Origin of the sequence: Enterobacter cloacae complex sp. I2, assembly GCF_014896205.1 — a bacterium.
GTDB lineage: Bacteria > Pseudomonadota > Gammaproteobacteria > Enterobacterales > Enterobacteriaceae > Enterobacter > Enterobacter quasihormaechei.
On the sequence record NZ_JADBRA010000002.1, the window covers coordinates 62,758 to 81,088 of the forward strand.

Annotated in this window: 18 protein-coding genes; 7 read left to right on the top strand and 11 right to left on the bottom strand. The window is 58.4% G+C overall.

Features of this window, described 5'->3' with window-relative positions; genetic code table 11:
* Position 1: 1 nt before the first annotated feature.
* The 3 genes from plsC to IM300_RS02475 form a co-directional block, all read right to left on the bottom strand.
* Positions 2 to 739, bottom strand: coding sequence for a 1-acylglycerol-3-phosphate O-acyltransferase (gene plsC, locus IM300_RS02465; protein WP_063451180.1), 738 nt, complete (start codon positions 737 to 739; stop codon positions 2 to 4).
* Between the two features lie 162 nt (positions 740 to 901).
* Positions 902 to 3,160: a DNA topoisomerase IV subunit A gene (gene parC, locus IM300_RS02470; protein WP_063867757.1), complete on the bottom strand. Its 2,259-nt coding sequence runs from the start codon at positions 3,158 to 3,160 to the stop codon at positions 902 to 904.
* 118 nt (positions 3,161 to 3,278) lie between these two features.
* Complete coding sequence (locus IM300_RS02475) at positions 3,279 to 3,680, bottom strand: YgiW/YdeI family stress tolerance OB fold protein (protein ID WP_063867755.1); 402 nt, start codon at positions 3,678 to 3,680, stop codon at positions 3,279 to 3,281.
* 139 nt (positions 3,681 to 3,819) lie between these two features.
* Between IM300_RS02475 and qseB the strand changes: the two genes are divergently transcribed.
* The 6 genes from qseB (at position 3,820) to IM300_RS02505 (ending at position 8,015) form a co-directional block, all read left to right on the top strand.
* Positions 3,820 to 4,479 carry a quorum sensing response regulator transcription factor QseB gene (qseB, locus tag IM300_RS02480; protein WP_193035163.1) on the top strand — a complete coding sequence of 220 codons (660 nt, stop codon included), beginning with the start codon at positions 3,820 to 3,822 and terminating at the stop codon, positions 4,477 to 4,479.
* The gene (qseC, locus tag IM300_RS02485; RefSeq protein ID WP_193035165.1) at positions 4,476 to 5,825 is read left to right on the top strand and encodes a quorum sensing histidine kinase QseC; all 1,350 of its coding nucleotides are present in this window, start codon (positions 4,476 to 4,478) and stop codon (positions 5,823 to 5,825) included. The genes qseB and qseC overlap by 4 nt, the downstream gene beginning before the upstream one ends.
* 103 nt (positions 5,826 to 5,928) lie before the next feature.
* Positions 5,929 to 6,510: an NAD(P)H-dependent oxidoreductase gene (locus IM300_RS02490; protein ID WP_063451173.1), complete on the top strand. Its 582-nt coding sequence runs from the start codon at positions 5,929 to 5,931 to the stop codon at positions 6,508 to 6,510.
* A gap of 30 nt (positions 6,511 to 6,540) precedes the next feature.
* Positions 6,541 to 6,855, top strand: coding sequence for a putative quinol monooxygenase (locus IM300_RS02495; protein ID WP_008502984.1), 315 nt, complete (start codon positions 6,541 to 6,543; stop codon positions 6,853 to 6,855).
* Between the two features lie 152 nt (positions 6,856 to 7,007).
* Positions 7,008 to 7,448: a peptidoglycan-binding protein LysM gene (gene lysM, locus IM300_RS02500; RefSeq protein WP_003862507.1), complete on the top strand. Its 441-nt coding sequence runs from the start codon at positions 7,008 to 7,010 to the stop codon at positions 7,446 to 7,448.
* Between the two features lie 39 nt (positions 7,449 to 7,487).
* A complete protein-coding gene (locus IM300_RS02505; protein ID WP_193035167.1) occupies positions 7,488 to 8,015 on the top strand; it encodes a hypothetical protein in 528 nt (175 codons plus the stop codon).
* A gap of 12 nt (positions 8,016 to 8,027) precedes the next feature.
* Here the strand turns inward: IM300_RS02505 and IM300_RS02510 are convergent, their stop codons facing one another.
* The 3 genes from IM300_RS02510 to IM300_RS02520 are packed head-to-tail and all read right to left on the bottom strand — an operon-like array spanning position 8,028 to position 12,355.
* Positions 8,028 to 9,215 (bottom strand): glycoside hydrolase family 88 protein, encoded by a 1,188-nt coding sequence (locus IM300_RS02510; RefSeq protein WP_193035169.1) that lies wholly within the window; start codon positions 9,213 to 9,215, stop codon positions 8,028 to 8,030.
* A 27-nt stretch (positions 9,216 to 9,242) separates the two neighbouring features.
* Entirely contained in the window at positions 9,243 to 10,508 is a 1,266-nt protein-coding gene (locus tag IM300_RS02515) for an oligosaccharide MFS transporter (RefSeq protein WP_112792129.1), read from the bottom strand.
* A 32-nt stretch (positions 10,509 to 10,540) separates the two neighbouring features.
* Complete coding sequence (locus IM300_RS02520) at positions 10,541 to 12,355, bottom strand: DUF2264 domain-containing protein (protein WP_193035171.1); 1,815 nt, start codon at positions 12,353 to 12,355, stop codon at positions 10,541 to 10,543.
* Positions 12,356 to 12,521: 166 nt separating this feature from the next.
* Here IM300_RS02520 and IM300_RS02525 point away from each other — a divergent pair, with 166 nt between their 5' ends.
* Positions 12,522 to 13,361: an AraC family transcriptional regulator gene (locus IM300_RS02525; protein ID WP_063867740.1), complete on the top strand. Its 840-nt coding sequence runs from the start codon at positions 12,522 to 12,524 to the stop codon at positions 13,359 to 13,361.
* 52 nt (positions 13,362 to 13,413) lie between these two features.
* Here the strand turns inward: IM300_RS02525 and IM300_RS02530 are convergent, their stop codons facing one another.
* Genes IM300_RS02530 through IM300_RS02550 form a run of 5 tightly spaced genes read right to left on the bottom strand, consistent with a single transcriptional unit; the run spans position 13,414 to position 18,075 of the window.
* Entirely contained in the window at positions 13,414 to 14,289 is an 876-nt protein-coding gene (locus tag IM300_RS02530) for a MurR/RpiR family transcriptional regulator (protein ID WP_063451166.1), read from the bottom strand.
* The gene (locus tag IM300_RS02535; RefSeq protein WP_193035173.1) at positions 14,286 to 15,236 is read right to left on the bottom strand and encodes an iron-siderophore ABC transporter substrate-binding protein; all 951 of its coding nucleotides are present in this window, start codon (positions 15,234 to 15,236) and stop codon (positions 14,286 to 14,288) included. Before IM300_RS02535 ends, IM300_RS02530 begins: the two co-directional genes overlap by 4 nt.
* A gap of 9 nt (positions 15,237 to 15,245) precedes the next feature.
* Complete coding sequence (locus IM300_RS02540; RefSeq protein WP_193035175.1) at positions 15,246 to 16,286, bottom strand: iron ABC transporter permease; 1,041 nt, start codon at positions 16,284 to 16,286, stop codon at positions 15,246 to 15,248.
* Positions 16,283 to 17,266, bottom strand: coding sequence for an iron ABC transporter permease (locus tag IM300_RS02545; RefSeq protein ID WP_193035177.1), 984 nt, complete (start codon positions 17,264 to 17,266; stop codon positions 16,283 to 16,285). The genes IM300_RS02540 and IM300_RS02545 overlap by 4 nt, the downstream gene beginning before the upstream one ends.
* Positions 17,263 to 18,075, bottom strand: a complete 813-nt coding sequence (locus tag IM300_RS02550; protein WP_193035179.1) for an ABC transporter ATP-binding protein — start codon at positions 18,073 to 18,075, stop codon at positions 17,263 to 17,265. Before IM300_RS02550 ends, IM300_RS02545 begins: the two co-directional genes overlap by 4 nt.
* Positions 18,076 to 18,331: the final 256 nt, after the last annotated feature.

Consider the following 18,331-nt stretch of genomic DNA (forward strand, 5'->3'; position numbering starts at 1 on the left):
GTTAAATCTTACCGGCGGCTTCTCGCTCTGCAACTTCTTTATCGAGCTGCGCAATATGCTGAGCCATCAGCTCACGACAGTGCGTGGCCAGCTCGCGCACCTGGTCTTTACCGTATTTGGAGGTATCCACCGGCGGCAGCATTTCGACAATCACCAGTCCGTTATTCAGACGGTTAAGATTAATCTTATTCGATGTATTGGAAACACACACGGGAATAATTGGAACACCTGCCGCAATTGCAGCATGAAACGCGCCGGTCTTGAACGGCAGCAGGCCGCGACCGCGGCTGCGCGTCCCTTCCGGGAACATCCAGATTGAGATCCGGCGCTTTTTAAACTGATCCACCACTTCCGCAATGGTGCCATGCGCCTTGGCGCGGTTGTTACGGTCAATCAGCAAGTTACCGGTGAGCCAGTACAGCTGGCCGAAAAACGGGATCCACAGCAGGCTCTTTTTACCCACGGTTACGGTCGGCGGAAGAACAATATTTGAGGCCGTCACCATATCGAAGTTGTTCTGATGGTTAGCGATATAGATGGCGTTACCGAAATTCTCCGCCCCTTCAGGCAGACGCTTCTCAACCTTCAGGCCAAACAGCGGCGCAAGACGGCCAAACATGTGGCCAAACGTCGCGACATGCTTTGGGTTACGCGGGCTGAACAGGCAGTAAATCGATCCGAAAATACAGACCAGAATGCAGTAAATAACGGTAAGAATGAGACGAACAATGTATAGCATAGCGACCTCTGAAGCCCTGACAGCTGACAATTATACTTCACCTGTGGCCAGGTAAGGACTTTATTACGAGCGCGTATTGTTAATCGCAACGCACGAATTAACAACGTTTTTACGGGAAATTTTACGGTAATACCCCCTCCGGACAGAGGGGGATGAAACAGGTTACTCTTCGCTGTCGTCCGCTTTGCTGCGCACCGGCGAGTCGATCTCCACGCGGTCGATTCGCTGGAGGCCGCGCATCAGTGAGCCGCGACGTCCGCGCTCACCCACCACCTTCTGCAACTCTTCCGGACGCAGTTTGATCTTACGTTTGCCGACGTGAATGGTCAGCGTGCTCTGCGGCGGCAGCAGGAAGAGATGCGCCAGGCCATCTTCGCCTTTTGCCGCTTCCGCTGACGGGATACTGATGATCTTGTTGCCCTTCCCTTTCGACAGCTCCGGCAGATCGCTGACCGGGAACATGAGCATACGTCCGGCAGAGGTGATCGCCAGCAGCATGTCGCTTTCGTTCTCGATGATCAGCGGCGGCATCACGTGTGCGTTATCCGGCAGGCTGATCAGCGCTTTACCGGCACGGTTACGCGACACCAGATCGTTAAAGGTACAGATAAAGCCGTAGCCCGCATCGGAGGCCATCAGCAGCTTCTGGTCGTCGGCTTCCATCAGCATATGGTCAACCGTGGCGCCCGGCGGCAGCGTAAGCTTGCCGGTCAGCGGCTCGCCCTGCCCGCGCGCGGACGGCAGGGTGATCGGGTCAATGGCGTAGCTGCGGCCCGTGGAGTCGATAAACGCCACCGGCTGGTTGCTCTTGCCTTTCACCGCCGCCTTAAAGCTGTCGCCGGACTTGTAGCTCAGGCCCGGCGCGTCGATATCGTGGCCTTTGGCGCTACGCACCCAACCGCTCTGGGACAGCACGATAGTTACCGGCTCGGACGGCAGCATGTCGTGCTCGTTCATCGCCTTCGCTTCTTCGCGCTCGTGCAGCGGAGAACGACGGTCATCGCCAAAGGCGTCGGCGTCGGCCTGCAACTCTTTCTTCAGCAGGGTGTTCATCTTGCGCTCGGACGCCAGAATCGCCTGAAGCTGATCGCGCTCTTTTTCCAGCTCGTCCTGCTCGCCGCGGATCTTCATCTCTTCCAGCTTAGCGAGATGGCGCAGCTTCAGTTCGAGAATTGCTTCGGCCTGGGTTTCACTGATGCCAAAGCGCGACATCAGGGCGGGCTTAGGTTCGTCCTCGGTACGAATGATTTCGATCACGTCGTCAATGTTGAGGAACGCCACCAGCAAACCTTCAAGAATATGCAGGCGCTTAAGCACTTTTTCCAGACGATGGTTCAGACGACGGCGCACCGTATCGCGGCGGAAGGCCAGCCATTCGGTGAGGATCTCCAGCAGGTTTTTGACTGCCGGACGACCGTCCAGACCAATCATGTTCAGGTTGATGCGATAGCTTTTTTCCAGATCGGTAGTGGCGAACAGGTGGTTCATCACCTGCTCCATGTCCACGCGGTTAGAGCGCGGCACAATCACCAGACGGGTCGGGTTTTCGTGATCCGATTCGTCGCGCAGGTCGTCCACCATCGGCAGCTTTTTATTGCGCATCTGGGTGGCGATCTGCTCCAGCACTTTGGCCCCGGAAACCTGGTGCGGCAGCGCGGTGATCACCACCGCGCCATCCTCTTTGGTCCATACCGCGCGCATGCGCACGGAGCCGCGACCGTTCTGGTAGATTTTGCGAATTTCAGCACGCGAGGTGATGATCTCGGCTTCGGTCGGATAATCCGGCCCCTGCACGATATCCAGCAGATCGTCCAGCGAGGTTTTCGGCTGCTCAATCAGGGTGATGGCGGCTTTCGCCACTTCACGCAGGTTGTGCGGCGGAATGTCCGTCGCCATACCCACGGCGATACCGGTGGTGCCGTTCAGCAGGATGTTCGGCAGGCGGGCAGGCAGCATTTTCGGCTCCTGCATCGTACCGTCGAAGTTTGGCACCCAGTCAACCGTGCCCTGCCCCAGCTCGCCCAGCAGCACTTCGGCATATTTAGACAGACGGGATTCGGTGTAACGCATCGCCGCGAAGGATTTCGGATCGTCCGGTGCCCCCCAGTTCCCCTGGCCATCCACCAGCGGATAGCGATAAGAGAACGGCTGGGCCATCAGCACCATCGCTTCATAGCAGGCGCTGTCGCCGTGCGGATGGTATTTACCCAGCACGTCACCAACGGTACGGGCGGATTTCTTGAACTTGGCGGTAGCATTCAGCCCCAGTTCGGACATCGCATAGACGATGCGGCGCTGAACGGGCTTCAGGCCATCCCCGATAAACGGCAACGCCCTGTCCATGATGACGTACATGGAGTAGTTCAGGTAGGCGTTTTCCGTGAATTCATGTAGCGCGAGGCGCTCTGCCATATCGCTCATTACGTGTGATTCCTCAACTCAGAAACCGATGGGTTTCAGGCAATATTGCCGCAGATACTACCTCATCTGGCGAGTTGAGTCACAAAGAAAAAGGGCCGCTCATGCGGCCCTCTCCGGGTTATTTGTTCAGCTTGATAACCTGCTTCACGTCGATTTCAAACTCGTTCCAGTCTTTATCGATTTTCCCCTGAAGCTCGACTTTATCCTGTGGCGTCACCGTCACGCCGTTCCAGCGCTTGTGGTCGATCTCAACCACCACCGTGCCGCTTTCGTCGCGGAAGGTGTAACGGTCATCGGACAGGCGCTCGGTGATATTACCGCGCAGCTTCACCCAGCTGTCGTCCTTCATGTCTTTCACTTTAGCCGCGGTGGTGAGGTTGGCGTTGTTATCGACAAAGCCGCCCTGCTGGGTTTGCGTCTGGGTCTGTGTTGCAGATGGGCCCGTGAAGCCGCCCTGTGCAGCAAAAACAGGGGCAGTGGTCATCATCATGATGGCAGCAATTGCAGCGTATTTTTTCATCTTAATCTCTCCCTTTAATGTCGTTTCACAATCCATTAAACAGGGTAAACCTTAACAACTTCTTAAGGGGAAAATTTATTTATTTTTACTGTACAGCATGCGCGTGCAGAAGGTTTACTGACGGCATCAAGGAGGGACAATGCGCATTTTACTGGTAGAAGACGACAAGCTTATCGGCGATGGCATCAAAGCGGGCTTAAGCAAAATGGGCTTTAACGTGGACTGGTTTACCGACGGTAAAACCGGTCAGGCGGCCCTGTACACCGCGCCGTACGATGCCGTGGTGCTGGACCTGACGCTGCCGGAAATGGACGGCCTTGAGATCCTGCGCGCCTGGCGCGAAAGCGGTAAGAGCGAGCCGGTGCTGATCCTGACGGCGCGGGATGCGCTGAACCAGCGCGTGGAAGGCTTACGCCTGGGGGCGGATGATTACCTGTGTAAACCGTTCGCGCTGATTGAAGTGGCAGCCCGCCTCGAAGCGCTGGTGCGCCGCAGCCACGGGCAGGCGCGCAGCGAGCTGCGTCACGGCAAGGTCACGTTCGACCCGACAAGCCTTGTCGCCACGCTGGACGGCGAAACGCTGGTGCTTAAACCAAAAGAGTTCGCCCTGCTGGAACTGCTGATGCGCAACGCGGGCCGCGTGCTGCCGCGCAAGGCCATCGAAGAGAAACTCTACAACTGGGATGATGACGTCTCCAGCAACGCCGTCGAAGTCCATGTACATCATTTACGCCGCAAGCTCGGCAGCGAATTTATCCGCACCGTGCACGGCATCGGTTATACCCTGGGTGACGCATGAAACTGACCCAACGCCTGAGCCTGAAGCTGCGCCTGACGCTGCTCTTTTTGCTGCTTTCCCTGGCGGCCTGGTTTGCCGCAAGCGTGGTCGCCTGGCACCAGACAACCGACAAGCTCGATAAACTGTTCGATACCCAGCAGATGCTGTTTGCCAAACGGCTGCTGACGATGGACGTGGACGAACTCCGCGCGCCGGAGCGTATGCGCGAGGTGCCGAAAAAAGCGAAACACGGCCATCTTGACGACGACGCGCTGGCCTTCGCGATCTTCACCGCCGGCGGTAGCATGGTGCTTAACGACGGCGAGAACGGGCGCGACATCCCCTATCACTACCGCCGGGACGGGTTTGAAGACGGTCGGTTGCAGGATGACAGCGACGAATGGCGTTTCCTGTGGCTAACCTCCCCGGACGGGAAATACCGCGTGGTGGTCGGTCAGGAGTGGGAGTACCGACAGGATATGGCGCTGGACGTGGTCAGTTCGCAGCTGACGCCGTGGCTGGTGGCGCTGCCCGTGATGCTGCTGTTGCTGATTGTCCTGCTGAGCCGGGAACTGAAGCCGTTGAAAAACCTGGCGCAGACCCTGCGCTCGCGCTCGCCGGATGCGACCGATACGCTGCCCACCCACGGCGTGCCGACGGAGGTTCGTCCCCTGCTTGATGCGCTTAACCATCTTTTTGCCCGTACGCAGGAGATGATGGCCCGCGAGCGCCGCTTCACCTCGGACGCCGCCCACGAGCTGCGCAGCCCGCTGGCCGCGCTGAAGGTGCAAACCGACGTGGCGCAGCTTTCCCACGACGATCCCGAGGCGCAGTCTAAAGCGCTGGGGCAACTGCATGCGGGCATCGACCGCGCCTCCCGGCTGGTGGACCAGCTTCTTACCCTGTCGCGCCTGGATTCACTGGATAACCTTGATGACATCGAACCCGTGGCGATGGCTGATTTGCTGCAATCCGCGGTGCTGGACATCTGGCATCCGGCGCAGCAGGCGGGCATTGATGTTCGGCTCAACGTTAATGCGCCCGAGGTGATGCGTCATGGGCAGCCGCTGCTGCTGAGCCTGCTGGCGCGTAACCTGCTGGACAATGCCGTTCGTTACAGCCCGCGCGGCAGCGTGGTGGACGTGACGCTGAATACCCAAAGCTTTACCGTGCGCGATAACGGACCGGGCATTTCTCCTGAAGCGCTGGCACGCATCGGCGAGCGTTTTTATCGTCCACCCGGGCAGGACGCCACCGGCAGCGGCCTGGGGTTGTCTATCGTGAAGCGTATCGCAACGTTACACGGGATGCGCGTCTCGCTGGACAATGCGCCCCAAGGGGGCTTTGCGGTAACCGTCAGCTGGTAAGATTATTGCGCTTAGCGCAAAAGACTTTGCACATTTTGCTTATTTTTCCGCTCCGTCCTCGCGCGTAGAATACCCGGCATACTCTCAGCATCGAGGACAAATAATGAGCAACATTCTGATTATCAACGGCGCAAAAGAATTTGCGCACTCTAAAGGCCAGCTGAATGACACCCTGACCGAGGTCGCGGATGGTTTCCTGCGCGACGCCGGACATGATGTTAAGGTCGTGCGCGCGGACAGCGATTATGACGTGAAGGCCGAAGTGCAGAACTTCCTGTGGGCCGACGTGGTGATCTGGCAGATGCCGGGCTGGTGGATGGGCGCACCGTGGACCGTGAAAAAATACATGGACGACGTGTTCACCGAAGGTCACGGTTCGCTGTATGCCAGCGACGGTCGTACCCGTTCAGATGCGTCTAAAAAATACGGTTCCGGCGGCCTGATTCAGGGCAAAAAATATATGCTCTCCCTGACCTGGAACGCGCCTCTTGAAGCGTTCACCGAGAACGATCAGTTCTTTGAAGGCGTGGGCGTAGACGGCGCGTATCTGCCGTTCCACAAGGCTAATCAGTTCCTTGGCATGACGCCGCTGCCGACCTTTATCGTCAACGACGTGATTAAAATGCCGGACGTCCCGCGCTATATCGCAGAATATCGCAAGCATCTCGCGGAAATTTTTGCTTAACTGTTAGCCTGGAATTAGAAGGAGTTAACCATGCTTACCGTAATTGCTGAAATCCGTACGCGTCCCGGCCAACATCACCGCCAGGCGGTGCTGGATCAGTTCGCGAAAATCATCCCGACCGTTCTGAAGGAAGAAGGCTGCCACGGCTACGCGCCGATGGTGGATGCCGCTACCGACGCTAGCTTCCAGGCAACCGCGCCAGACTCCATCATCATGGTGGAGCAGTGGGAAACCGTCGCCCACCTTGAAGCGCATTTGCAGACCGCGCATATGAAAGCGTGGAGCGATGCGGTGAAAGGGGATGTCCTTGAAACCCACATCCGTATTCTGGAGCAAGGGGTTTAAGTTTCGTGAAATTTGCCGGGTGGCACTGCGTTTACCCGGCCTACAACTTTCCCCCGCAGGCCCGGTAAGCGTTAACGCCACCGGGCTTTTTTTATCACCTTACCGCTCAACTGCTATGCTTATTCTGACTTCATGTTTAACAGGAGGATGGAATGGGTCTTTTTAACTTCGTGAAAGAAGCAGGCGAAAAGCTGTGGGACAATCTGACCGATCATAAGGGTCAGAGCGACAAAATCACCGAGCACCTCAAGAAACTCAACATTCCCGGTTCCGATAAAGTTCAGGTTAACGTCACCGACGGCAAAGCCAGCGTAACGGGCGACGGGCTGACGCAGGAGCAGAAAGAAAAAATCCAGGTCGCCGTCGGCAACATCGCGGGCGTCAGCGAGGTGGAGAACAATATCACCGCAACGGACGCTAAAGATGAAGCAACCTACTATACGGTGAAATCCGGCGACACCCTGAGCGCCATCTCTAAAACCGTGTACGGCGATGCCAACCAGTACAACAAGATCTTTGAGGCGAACCGCCCGATGCTCTCCAGCCCGGATAAAATTTATCCCGGCCAGACGCTGCGTATTCCTAAGGCATAACGTCTGAGGATATTGGTTCACGTCGCGCAGAGGAACAGCATGAAAATCGCTTGTCTTGGCTGGGGCTCGTTAATCTGGAAAAGCGGCGCGTTACCGGTAGCCGGTGAGTGGCAAACCGACGGGCCATCACTGCCCGTCGAGTTCTGCCGCGTAAGCGATGGCGGCGAACTGGCGACCGCCATCTGCATGAACGCGCCCGCCCTGCCTGTGCTTTGGGTATGGCTGAACGCCACTTTGCTCAGCGTGGCCTCTCAGGCCCTGCGCGAGCGGGAGGGCATTCCTGACGATCGTTGCGATGGTATCGGCTCGCTGCTGATAACCGGACGCAACGCGGGAGTGATCTCGACATGGGCGAGGGAGAGAGGAATTGAGGCGCTCATCTGGACCGGGCTTCCCCCCAGAAGCGCGTCGCAGGAAGGCAGGGTTCCTGCCGTGGACGAGGCCATCGCCTATCTCGACAGCCTCAGCGGACAGACCCGCAGCCATGCGCGGGACTATATTTGCCGCGTGCCTGCCCAGCTTGATACGCCCTACCGGCGCGCCATAAAAGAGGTGCTTGGGTGGTGATCCCCCTGCCCGTTACCAGTACAGCTTCCAGCTCTGGGTGAAGCGCACCAGCGCCTCAACGTAGAAGTAATCGCCCCAGCTTGCGCACTCATCCACGCCTTTGTTGCTCGCCAGGTGGTATACCGAGTGCTTCAGGATCCCGTTGCCCTTCTCGTCTTTGCCCATCAGATAGTGCTTCGTCAGCGACGACATGATGCCTTTCGCCCACTCCAGATAACGCTCCCGGTCCGGATCCGTCACCGGCAGATGCTTCACCAGCTCCAGCAGCCCGCACACCGCAATTGCTGCCGACGACGAGTCGCGCAGCGCGTCGGTGCCCACCAGCGCCAGATCCCAGTGGCAGACGTAATCCTCCGGCAGGCGGTTGAGGAAGTAGTTCGCCAGCCGTTTCGACAGGGCAATCATCGTTTCATCGCCGGTATAGATATAGCTCAGCAGGAAGCCGTAAACCCCCCACGCCTGCCCGCGCGACCAGCACGAGTCGTCGGCATAGCCCTGCTGCGTGTTGCCGTAGCGTGGCGCGCCGGTTAACACATCCATATAGTAGGTGTGGAAGGTGGACGCATCGTCACGAATAAGGTACGTCGCCGCCTGCATGACGTGCGCTTTGGCCGCGTCGGCAAAACGCGGATCGCCCGTCTGCTCGGTTGCCCAGTAGAGCAGCGGCAGGTTCATGTTGCAGTCGATAATCATCCGTCCGGCCTGATCGGGATCGGAGAGATCGCCCCACGCCTGGATGATCTTCGCCTTCTCATGGAAGCGCTCCAGCAGCGCCTCCGCCGCCAGCAGCGAGAAGCCGCGCGCCTCGCGGTTGCCGGTCAGTCGCCAGGCCGCCACGCAAGAAAGCGTGTACAGGAAGCCTAAATCGTGGGTGTTGGTGTCGTTGCGCCCGGCGATGCGCAGGCCAAACGAGCGCACGTGTTTTTCCGCCATCGCGCGAAATTTCTCCTCGCCGCTCATCTCCCACGCCAGCCACAGCTGGCCGGTCCAGAAGCTGGTGGTCCACTCCACGTTTTCGGTCAGCGGATAAAAGCCCTCTTTACAGGTCTCCGCCGGGAATTTGTCGCCGAACGCCGTTAAATGACGGCTAATCAGGTCGAGAACGTGGCCGCGGGCCGAACTCAGCTCATCGCTGAACGCGCTGGAATCAACGGGCGCAGCGATAGCGGACAGACGTTCCTCTTTGATACGACTTAACATATTTCGGTTCCTTCTTTGACGGCGTAATTAACGTGTTGACGTTTCTGCTACGTTCAGCGCACGGGCCCCGCGCCACTTGCTCTGACAGGCGGATAACGTAAAGGCAGAAATAAGGGTAAAGGCCAGCGCCGTAGCGCCCATGATGATATAGGTGTGCTCAAAGCCGATGCGGTCGTACATATAGCCGGCAGGAGAAGAGACCACCACGTTGCCAACGTACAGCATCGCCTGATAGCCAAGTAAATACATGGTGGCATTGACGCGCTTGTCGAAATGCTCGGCGATATATTTAAAGACCGACACCAGCAGCAGGCATATTTCCAGGCCGTACAGCGGCTTAAGCACGGAAATTAACAGGTGAGAGTCACACATGCCGGAAATAATCAGACGCGCCCCGACAATCAGCCCGACAATTAACAGCCCGCGCTTGGCGCCAATAAAATTCACAAACAGCGGGACCACCATATACATGACAAATTCCATGCCCGACTGCACCGTACCGAGGTAGCCAAATACCGCGTTGCCCTCGTGAATATCGTCGAAGAAGGTGACGAAATAGCGCGAGAACTGCTGCTCGGCGATAAACATCATCCACGCCACGCCCGCCACGTACAGGCAGAAGGCCCAGAATTTGCGGTTTCGCAGCAGGGCGTAAACGTCAGACGGGGCGATTTTCTCTTTCGTCAGCACCTCCCCTGCGTGAGCGGAGTTAGTGTTCACTTTCAGGTTCAGCAGGACGATCAGCATCACCACCGACGCCACGCTGCCGAGAATAAAATTGTACGCCGGTGAGAGGTTAAACAGCAGGCCGGAGAAGGACGACGCCACCGCCCAGCCGAGCGAGCCCCACATGCGAATTTGCCCGAACTCCATGCCGTTCAGGCGGCTAAAGCGGTCGGAATAAGATTCGCACGCTGCCACGCCCGCGTACCAGGCAAAGCTTAAATAGAGCGCGCCGATAATAATCCCCAGCAGGGTGTTGGACATTAACAGCGGCTGGTAAACATAAATAAAGAACGGAGCCATTAGCGCCGACATGATCACCACAAAATAGAGCAGGTATTTGCTCATGCCGATCTTATCGAGAATATAGCCGTAGATCGGTTTGAGAATAACGGAGAAGATCCCGTTAACCGCAAAGACGGTTCCAATCACCGACCCGCTAAGATTGGCTTTCTGGCCGAGCCAGATCGCCAGCAGGCCAATGCTGGCAGACCAGGTAAAGAAATAGAGAAAAATAAAGCTGCTGATTTTGTAATATTCCGTTCTGCTGGTTGTCGATGTACTTTTCATATCATCCTCGCCGACGTGTAGGGCCAGATTTTTTATAGTGTGAACGACAGCTTACGTTCGCTTCCGGGTTCGTGGATCACAACCTGGTGATGGGTAATGTTCAGCTGCGGTACCGCCGCAGCTATCGGTTTTTCGCAGGCCAGGACGGCGCAGCAGAGCCAGCTCTCCCCCGGCGGGAGTTCGGTTTGCAATAGCGGAATGGAGGCGCACCCGGCAAACATCACGCTGCTGTTGGGCGGGGTGACGACGCTGCCCGGCGCGCGGGTGATATCGGGCGAGAGATCGACAATCGCGCTGCTGCCGTTTTCTGCCGTCAGGTAACTTCCCCGCTCGCGCAGCTGGTGGTCCGTTTTCAGCACCGCAAAGCCGCCCTCGACGGTTTGCAGGGTACGTGCGCTGTTGATACGGTGCAGGCGCAGGTGCCACTCCCCGAACGGGATTTGCCAGGTCTCTATGTGCACGTCGCGCCACGGCGACCAGCGCGAAAAAATATAGTTTTCCTCCACCCGAACCTCGTCGCATTCGCGACGTCCGCGGAAATAGTCGTCTCCGTCCGCCAGCAGCAGCATGGAATCGCAGGCCGCATGCTTCAGGCCAAAACGCCCGCGCTCAATGGTGAAGCCGAAGCGGCTGGAGTAGGCAAATTTGGTGTATTTCGCTTCGGTGTTGACGTAGTTGTTCAGCTCCAGCTGGCCGGCGGTGAGCATGACGACGTGCTGAGAGTCTTTCGAGTGCATCAGGATCTGCTGCGCGTGCGGGATCACGCGCGTCTCAGCCAGCGCGGGTAGCGGCTGCTCGTCGGCCTGCCAGAACGGATGCGTCTCCGGCAGCGCCAGGATCAGGTAGGTTTTCAGCGCCCAGTACGGTGAACCGGGGGAGTTGTAGTCCTCGCACATCGCCAGGTTCGGGCAGGCAAAACCGAGGGTGAGAATGCCGTCGCGGTCGGTAATCGGCTGCTGCTGCCACCAGCGCAGATGCCGCAGCACGATGCCCTTCACGATGCCTGGCGTGAACACGTCCAGCCCGGAAAAGGCCACCGAGCTCCAGAAGGCGACCATCGCAAAGCGGTAGGTCAGGCTGCGGCCAAACGGAACCGAGGCGCCGTCGGCGGCGGACCAGTAGATAAAGTCTTCCGCGAAGAGGCGCGAGCGCTCGCGCAGTACCTCCGCCCTTGCCTCGTCACCGCTCAGGGTGGCGTAAATCAGGCCGTAGAAGTGGAAGGCCATGGAGATGTAGTAGTCTTTCGGGCGGCCCGGGCCATCGGAATACCAGCCGTCGCCGAGGTAGTAGGCGTCCATCAGCGTAAAGCGACGGTCAATGGCGGCCTGGTCGTACGGCAGCCCGGCGCGCTTAAAGCCGAGCTGAACCATAATGGCAAAATAGTTCCAGTTGCTGTCCGGCATCTGCGCATCGGTGATTTGGTTGAGCCACGCGTGCAGGTTCATCACCTCGCGTCCGGTAAAGCGCGCGGTGAGCGTCTCCCCCAGCAGAGCAAGTCCCAGACCGTAGGCCGCCATCTCCACCAGACGCTGATCGTACGGGCCGGTTTCGCCCCAGTAACCGGTGCTTTGCGGGTCGGTACCGATCTTGATGGCGGTAAGGTACTTCTCGCTGAACGGCGTGCTTTCGCCGGACGCCATCAGCGGAAACAGCCCCCACAGCGCGCGGGAAAGGCCCTCCATCTGCGCAATATCCGTTGTGTAATGGGCGCAGGTATCGCCCAGCGAGAACCGTGAACGGTTTGCCGGAAATTGCGTGTCCAGCGCTTGTAAAAGCTCATTCAACGACGCCACCACATCCTGGCGTGAAGACAACGGATTTGATTTTTCTTTGTTTGCCGCCCACATCGGTTCGCCCTCGTAATCAACTGCGGCAAAGCATAGTGAATCCGCAAGGGGCAGAAATGTTAGCCGTGTCACAGGCGTGAACGATGAATAAACCTCCAGTTGAGAAAATTTAAAAAGGTGGTTTATAAAGACGGTCGGACGGGAAAAAGTTGAGTTTTATTGCACTATGCGCGACACGCCGACATCCGACCTTCTGGAACTGATCGCCCTGAACGATACCGTGGCCTCGTTCAGCCGCCTGTTTGCCAATACCGTGCGCTACCATCACTGGCATCAGTGTCTGGAGATCCTCTACGTGGAAGAGGGCTTTGGCGTAGCGATCGTGGATAATCGTCACTACACCATGCGCCCCGGAAGGCTGTTTTTCTTCCCGCCTTTTACGCTGCATAAGGTGATGGTGGACGAACAGGCAGAGGCGATTTACCGCCGCACCATCATTCACCTCGACCAGCACGCGGTGCTGAAGATCCTGCGGGATTTTCCCCAGAGCCGGCAGCGGCTGGAGCGGCTGTCACGCCGCGGGGGCGAAGCGTGGGTCGCCGATTTAGCCCACTGCCATCACTATATCGACCATCTGTTTGGCTGCTACAAACCGCCGATGAACAGCGAGAGTATCGCCAGCCTGCTGATCGGGCTGTTTGCGATGCTTCCCGCCGATCGCGACGGTGAGCCGGGCAACAGCCAGGGGATCGCCAGCCGGGTAATGTTCTGGCTCGACGAGCATTACCAGGAGAAATTTCGCCTGGACGCGCTGGCCAATGAGCTGGGGAAATCCCGCAGCTACGTATCGCGAAAATTCCATGCGGAAACGGGCGAAAAAATTCATGACTATCTGAATACGCTAAGGTTGCGTAAGGCGTGTGAGTGTTTACTCCACACTGATTCAAGCGTGCGTGACATTGCCGCACAGACGGGTTTTTCCGACGTGACGTGGTTTATCAGCGCGTTTAAAAAAGGGATTGGCGAGACGCCGTTGCAGTACCGGAAAAACCATCGTGCGGTGTGATCGAGGGGACTGCTCACGGCTTATCATCCAGCCCACACGGAGAGAGTGTAAATCAACCGCTCTTCTTGCCCGGCTTTAACCCTCGGTGAAATTCGTTGATGCGCTTCATAGACCTGATGGTGCGCTGCGGCTCGGTGGAGGCGACGGACAAAATAATCATCTCCAGACACAGCAGCACCGTGCCGTGCAGCGGGATTTTGCCCTTCTCGCCACCGCGCGGGACGTGGATCACCACGCTGGCCTCTTTGCTAAAGCGTGAGTCAGTGGCGTTGGTCAGCAATATGGTGGGAATGCCCAGGCGCTTCGCTTCACGCAGCGTTGTCAGCCCTTCCCGGTGCGCGGATTTTTGCGCCATCATCACCAGCACATCACCGCGCTGTAAGGCTATCAGCTGTTCGGCGAGACCGATACCGGTGCGGTTGAGTGGGATCGCCGGCAGGCCGATGCGGCTAAACAGGCGGGAGGTATACTCGGCCAGGATGCCGGATGCGCCAATACCAAAAATAGCGACCTGTCTCGCCTGCGCCAGCAGCGACACGGCCTGCGCCATCGCGTAACGGTTACCCGGTTCGGACAACACATTACAGGTATGCTGATGCCCTTCCAGCACAAAATCGATGCTCGCGTTGACGTCACTGGTCAGCGTATTCACCGTGGTGGACATCTTCTCGCTGGAGGTGACCACCGGACCAAACCACTGCTCAAGCGTCTGCTTGAGATCCCGTAGCCCGCCAAACCCCAGCGCCTGAATGGCTCGCACCACGGTAGCGTCCGAGGTTTTTAGCACTGCGGCGATCTCCATGGCCGTCTGTTCCATAACGGCTTCACGGTTTTCATTGATATAGCGCGCCACCTGGAGCAGGCGCGGTGTCAGCTGGTGCGCCCGCGAGCGAAAGCGGTCGCCGTAGACATCTATTTTTCGAATCATCGTGCGGCCTCCGGCAGCGGACGGCCCGCTATCTGCGACTGCACCTGCGCGACCATCAGTCCTAGCGAGGCGAACGAATTTGAGATCGCTTCCTCGCGGGAGATCAGCACGTAATGCCCGGTCCGGCAGGCGTTAAGAAACTGGCACCAGCCCGGCATCACCGCGTCCATCGCCGCCAGCTCGTCCTGCGGTTTACCGCCGGTATCACCGCGCCAGGTGGCAAAGACGAAATCAGCATCCAGCTCCGGCAGGCGCTCGGCGCTGACGTCGATGCGCCCGCCCTCCGGGATGCTCTCGATCAACGGCGGAAACGTAAATCCCGCATCGCGCAGTACGCGCCCAAGTGAATGGTAGCTGTGCATGGCGTTAATCTTTCCCTGGTTAGCCTGAATCACCGAGACGGTGATTTTGCGGGTATCGACGGTCGCCTTCAGGGCCTTGATTTGCTCCTGGTAGCGACGCTCCAGAATCTTCAGCTTCGCCTGCGTGCCGGTCAGCTGTGCCAGCTTGCGGTAGATTTCCGGCGCGCCGCCGTCCAGGTGATCGATACTCACCGTCGGGGCAATTTTTTCCAGCTGTTCCACCGGCGTGTTGCGGGTTGGCTCAGTGATGATCAGGTCCGGCTTCGCGGCGGCGATGGCTTCGATATCGATATCCGCGGTGCCGATGAATTTGATGTCGGCATTATCAAAATCGATGCCCGTCAGCATACCGCTGGAACGCAGAAAATGGCTGCCGTCCGGTCGGGTACGGCCATGACTGGCAACCGGCGGTACGCCAAGCTCGATCAGCGGAATGGTAATATCCAGGTCGTGCAGGGAAACAATTCGTTTCGGCTTAACCGGCACCATCACTTTGCGGTTCAGGTCGTCAGTAAACGTCTGCGTTGGCTCTGCGGCTCCGACAGCAAAGCCCACCAGCAGCAGCATTGAGAAAAGTACGCGCATCACACACTCCTAAAATCGGTCCCGTCGTTGCCAGAGCAGCAGCAGGAAAAATGGTCCGCCAATCAGTGAAATGACAATGCCCGCCGGCAGCTGCAACGGGAGGAATGCCAGCCGCCCGACGTTATCCGCCAGCAGCACCAGCAGCGCGCCCAGCACGGCGCTTCCCGTCAGCAATGCGGTTTGCCCGCCGCGCAGCAGCAGGCGCGCCATATGCGGCGCAATCAGCCCGACAAAACCTATACTCCCCACGCAGGAGACGCAGGCCGCCGTCAGCACCACGGGCGCAAACACGCGCAGCAGCGCGAGACGTGAGGTGCGCACGCCGAGCCCCGTTGCGGCCTGGTTGCCGAGCAAGGCCACGTCCGCGGCGCGCCCGGTAAAAAGCAGCAGGGCAAACGCGGGCAGCGCCCAGGCCGCAGCCATGCCGAGCAGGGTCCAGTTAGCGGCATGCAGGCTTCCGGCCAGCCACAGCATTGCGGTCTGCACGTCGCGCACGTCGGCAGTGGTCATAAAGACGCCCATCGCGGCGGCAAACGTCCACGACACGCCTATGCCGATCAGGATGAATCGCGGACGCGAGATATCGCAGGACAGCGCCACCACCAGCAGCGCGGTGAGTAGCCCACCCGCCATGCCGACCAGCGGACGCCACGCCAGCCCCACTGCCGGAAACTGAAAAATCAGCAGCAGCACCGCCGCGCTACAGCCCTCTTTCACGCCGATGAGTCCGGGATCGGCGAGCCCATTACGGGTGATGGACTGCATGGCTGCCCCCGCCATGCCAAGCATCGCCCCGCACAGCACCCCCATCAGCAGGCGCGGCAGGCGGATATCCATCACAATGTAATGCGCATCCGCCGTCAGACGTTCAGGGTAAAACAGCGCACGTCCGATGGCGGAAGCAGGAATGGGCAGCGAGCCGTGCGTCAGGCCAAAACTCAGCAGCAGTAAAGCGGCAAGAGTTAAAACGGTCAGATACCACAGCGCCCTCGGGCGAACCAGCGCCGAGAGGGGCCCGAGGCGTAACGCACGCAGCCCGGCCCGATTCATTTGAACATCCTCGAGGCCATGAAGATAAAGATCGGTGCGCCGAACATGGCGGTCATGACGCCCGTTGCCAGCTCATAGGGCGTAAACAGCGTGCGGGCGGCGATATCCGCCAGCAGCAGAACCAGTGCCCCGCACAGGGCCGAAAGCGGAACCATCACCCGCAGATCCACCGAAACCAGACGACGCACGAGCTGCGGCACCACGAGCCCGATAAACCCGATCGGCCCGGCAATGGAAACGGCCGCGCCGCACAGCAGGGCAATGGCCAGCAGCGCGAACAGGCGGGTTTTTAAGAGCGACACGCCAAGCCCCTGCGCCATTCTGTCGCCCAGCGCCAGCATGTTCATCGCTGGCGACAGCCAGAGCGCCAGCGCAAAACCCACGGCTGCTACCCCAGCAGCGCTGCGGATAGCGTCTGCGTTTAGCCCCGCCAAATCTCCCGCCAGCCAGGTCCGCATGGCGAGCAGCGTCTGTTCATCCAGAATCAACACGGTGGCGGTAATCGACGAGGCAAATGCCGACATCGCCACGCCGCACAGCGTGACCTTCATCGGTGTGAGCCCGGTACGCCCGGAAGAGGAAAACATCAGCACCAGCAGAAACAGCACGGCGGCGCCTGCGCAGGCAATCAGCGGCCGCCCAAACGGCAGTGAAAGCCCGAGGGCGCTGGTCAGCACAACCGCCAGCGCTGCCCCGGCATTTAGCCCCAGGATGTGCGGTTCACCGAGCGGATTGCGGATCGCCGACTGCAACAGCACGCCCGCGACGCCGAGCGCGGCGCCCGTCACCATGGCGGCGCACAGGCGTATCAAGCGCAGCCTGACGATCACGTTATGGTCAAAATTGCGCGGATCGAAGTGGAAAAATGCCTCCACCACCGTTCGCGGAGCGATAACGCGCGCGCCAATGCCCAGGTGGGCAATCGCACCTGCCCCCAGCAGCAACGTGAACAGGATGAAAGCCAGAGACGTGCGCATCATGATTTGTCGGCCGCCTGACGAAACGGCATAAAAAAGGGTTTACCGGTCAGCGGATTAACAGACATATGCACATCAACATCAAACACCGATTTAATGAGCGCCGGCGTGCAGGTGTCGCCTTCGTGCAATACGCCCTCGACTTTCCCCTGACGTAAAAAGACCAGCGAATCACCGTAGTTTACGGCGAAGTTGAGATCGTGCAGTACCACTACCACCGTGCGTCCGTGCCGGCGCGTGAGCGTATGCAGCAGTTCGAGGATCTCTACCTGATAGCGAAGATCGAGGTAAGTGGTCGGCTCATCAAGCAGGATATACGGCGTTTGCTGTGCCAGCGCCATTGCGATCCAGCAGCGCTGGCGCTGGCCGCCGGACAGGCTTTCCACGGGCAAATCGGCAAACGCCGCCGTGCCCGTCAAACATAACGCCTCTTCCACGGCCCGCTCATCTTCCTCGCTCCACTGGCGCATAAGGTTCTGCCAGGGAAAACGCCCGCGCGAGACCAGCTCAAATACGGTTAACCCTTCCGGCAGCAGCGGAGACTGCGGCAGGATGCCGAGCTGCCGGGCAACCGCTTTGGTGGGCTGCGCTTGGATGGCTTTGCCGTCGAGCACCGCGCTGCCGCCAAGCGGCTGGAGCAGACGCGCGATGGTGCTCAACAGCGTGGATTTTCCACAGCCGTTCGCCCCCACCAGAACGGTTATTTTCTGCTGGGGGATCGTGAGGGAGATATCATCAACGATGATTTTTTTCTGGTAACCCGCCGAAAGGTTCTTCAGAACCAGACCCGAGGTTGTCGTGTTGTGAGCCACGTGAATGCCAACGTAAAAAATAAATAAAAATAAAACTCATTCTCTTTTAAGAAGTTTGCCGCTGCGCCGTGTAGTAGTCAAGCCATGTAAAGCCCTAAAAAAACCAGGGATGAATGCATAACACACCACAGTCAGGAATAACTATTTATTGTTTTATTTTAGTAACTTAAATATTTAGGGTTGCGCTTAATAGCTGCTCTAATTCGCTGTAGTCGATTTTTTCTTTTTTTCATTTACTACTACATTTGCGCATGTT

Excerpts from the sequence above, each read along its gene's own strand:
- IM300_RS02545 (WP_193035177.1), bottom strand. The coding sequence starts at position 17,266 with ATGATGCGCACGTCTCTGGCTTTCATCCTGTTCACGTTGCTGCTGGGG.
- plsC (WP_063451180.1), bottom strand. The coding sequence starts at position 739 with ATGCTATACATTGTTCGTCTCATTCTTACCGTTATTTACTGCATTCTG.
- IM300_RS02505 (WP_193035167.1), top strand. The coding sequence starts at position 7,488 with ATGAAAATCGCTTGTCTTGGCTGGGGCTCGTTAATCTGGAAAAGCGGC.
- parC (WP_063867757.1), bottom strand. The coding sequence starts at position 3,160 with ATGAGCGATATGGCAGAGCGCCTCGCGCTACATGAATTCACGGAAAAC.
- IM300_RS02510 (WP_193035169.1), bottom strand. The coding sequence starts at position 9,215 with ATGTTAAGTCGTATCAAAGAGGAACGTCTGTCCGCTATCGCTGCGCCC.
- IM300_RS02475 (WP_063867755.1), bottom strand. The coding sequence starts at position 3,680 with ATGAAAAAATACGCTGCAATTGCTGCCATCATGATGATGACCACTGCC.
- qseB (WP_193035163.1), top strand. The coding sequence starts at position 3,820 with ATGCGCATTTTACTGGTAGAAGACGACAAGCTTATCGGCGATGGCATC.
- qseC (WP_193035165.1), top strand. The coding sequence starts at position 4,476 with ATGAAACTGACCCAACGCCTGAGCCTGAAGCTGCGCCTGACGCTGCTC.
- IM300_RS02520 (WP_193035171.1), bottom strand. The coding sequence starts at position 12,355 with ATGTGGGCGGCAAACAAAGAAAAATCAAATCCGTTGTCTTCACGCCAG.
- IM300_RS02530 (WP_063451166.1), bottom strand. The coding sequence starts at position 14,289 with ATGATTCGAAAAATAGATGTCTACGGCGACCGCTTTCGCTCGCGGGCG.
- IM300_RS02495 (WP_008502984.1), top strand. The coding sequence starts at position 6,541 with ATGCTTACCGTAATTGCTGAAATCCGTACGCGTCCCGGCCAACATCAC.
- IM300_RS02540 (WP_193035175.1), bottom strand. The coding sequence starts at position 16,286 with ATGAATCGGGCCGGGCTGCGTGCGTTACGCCTCGGGCCCCTCTCGGCG.
- IM300_RS02490 (WP_063451173.1), top strand. The coding sequence starts at position 5,929 with ATGAGCAACATTCTGATTATCAACGGCGCAAAAGAATTTGCGCACTCT.
- lysM (WP_003862507.1), top strand. The coding sequence starts at position 7,008 with ATGGGTCTTTTTAACTTCGTGAAAGAAGCAGGCGAAAAGCTGTGGGAC.
- IM300_RS02535 (WP_193035173.1), bottom strand. The coding sequence starts at position 15,236 with ATGCGCGTACTTTTCTCAATGCTGCTGCTGGTGGGCTTTGCTGTCGGA.
- IM300_RS02515 (WP_112792129.1), bottom strand. The coding sequence starts at position 10,508 with ATGAAAAGTACATCGACAACCAGCAGAACGGAATATTACAAAATCAGC.
- IM300_RS02525 (WP_063867740.1), top strand. The coding sequence starts at position 12,522 with ATGCGCGACACGCCGACATCCGACCTTCTGGAACTGATCGCCCTGAAC.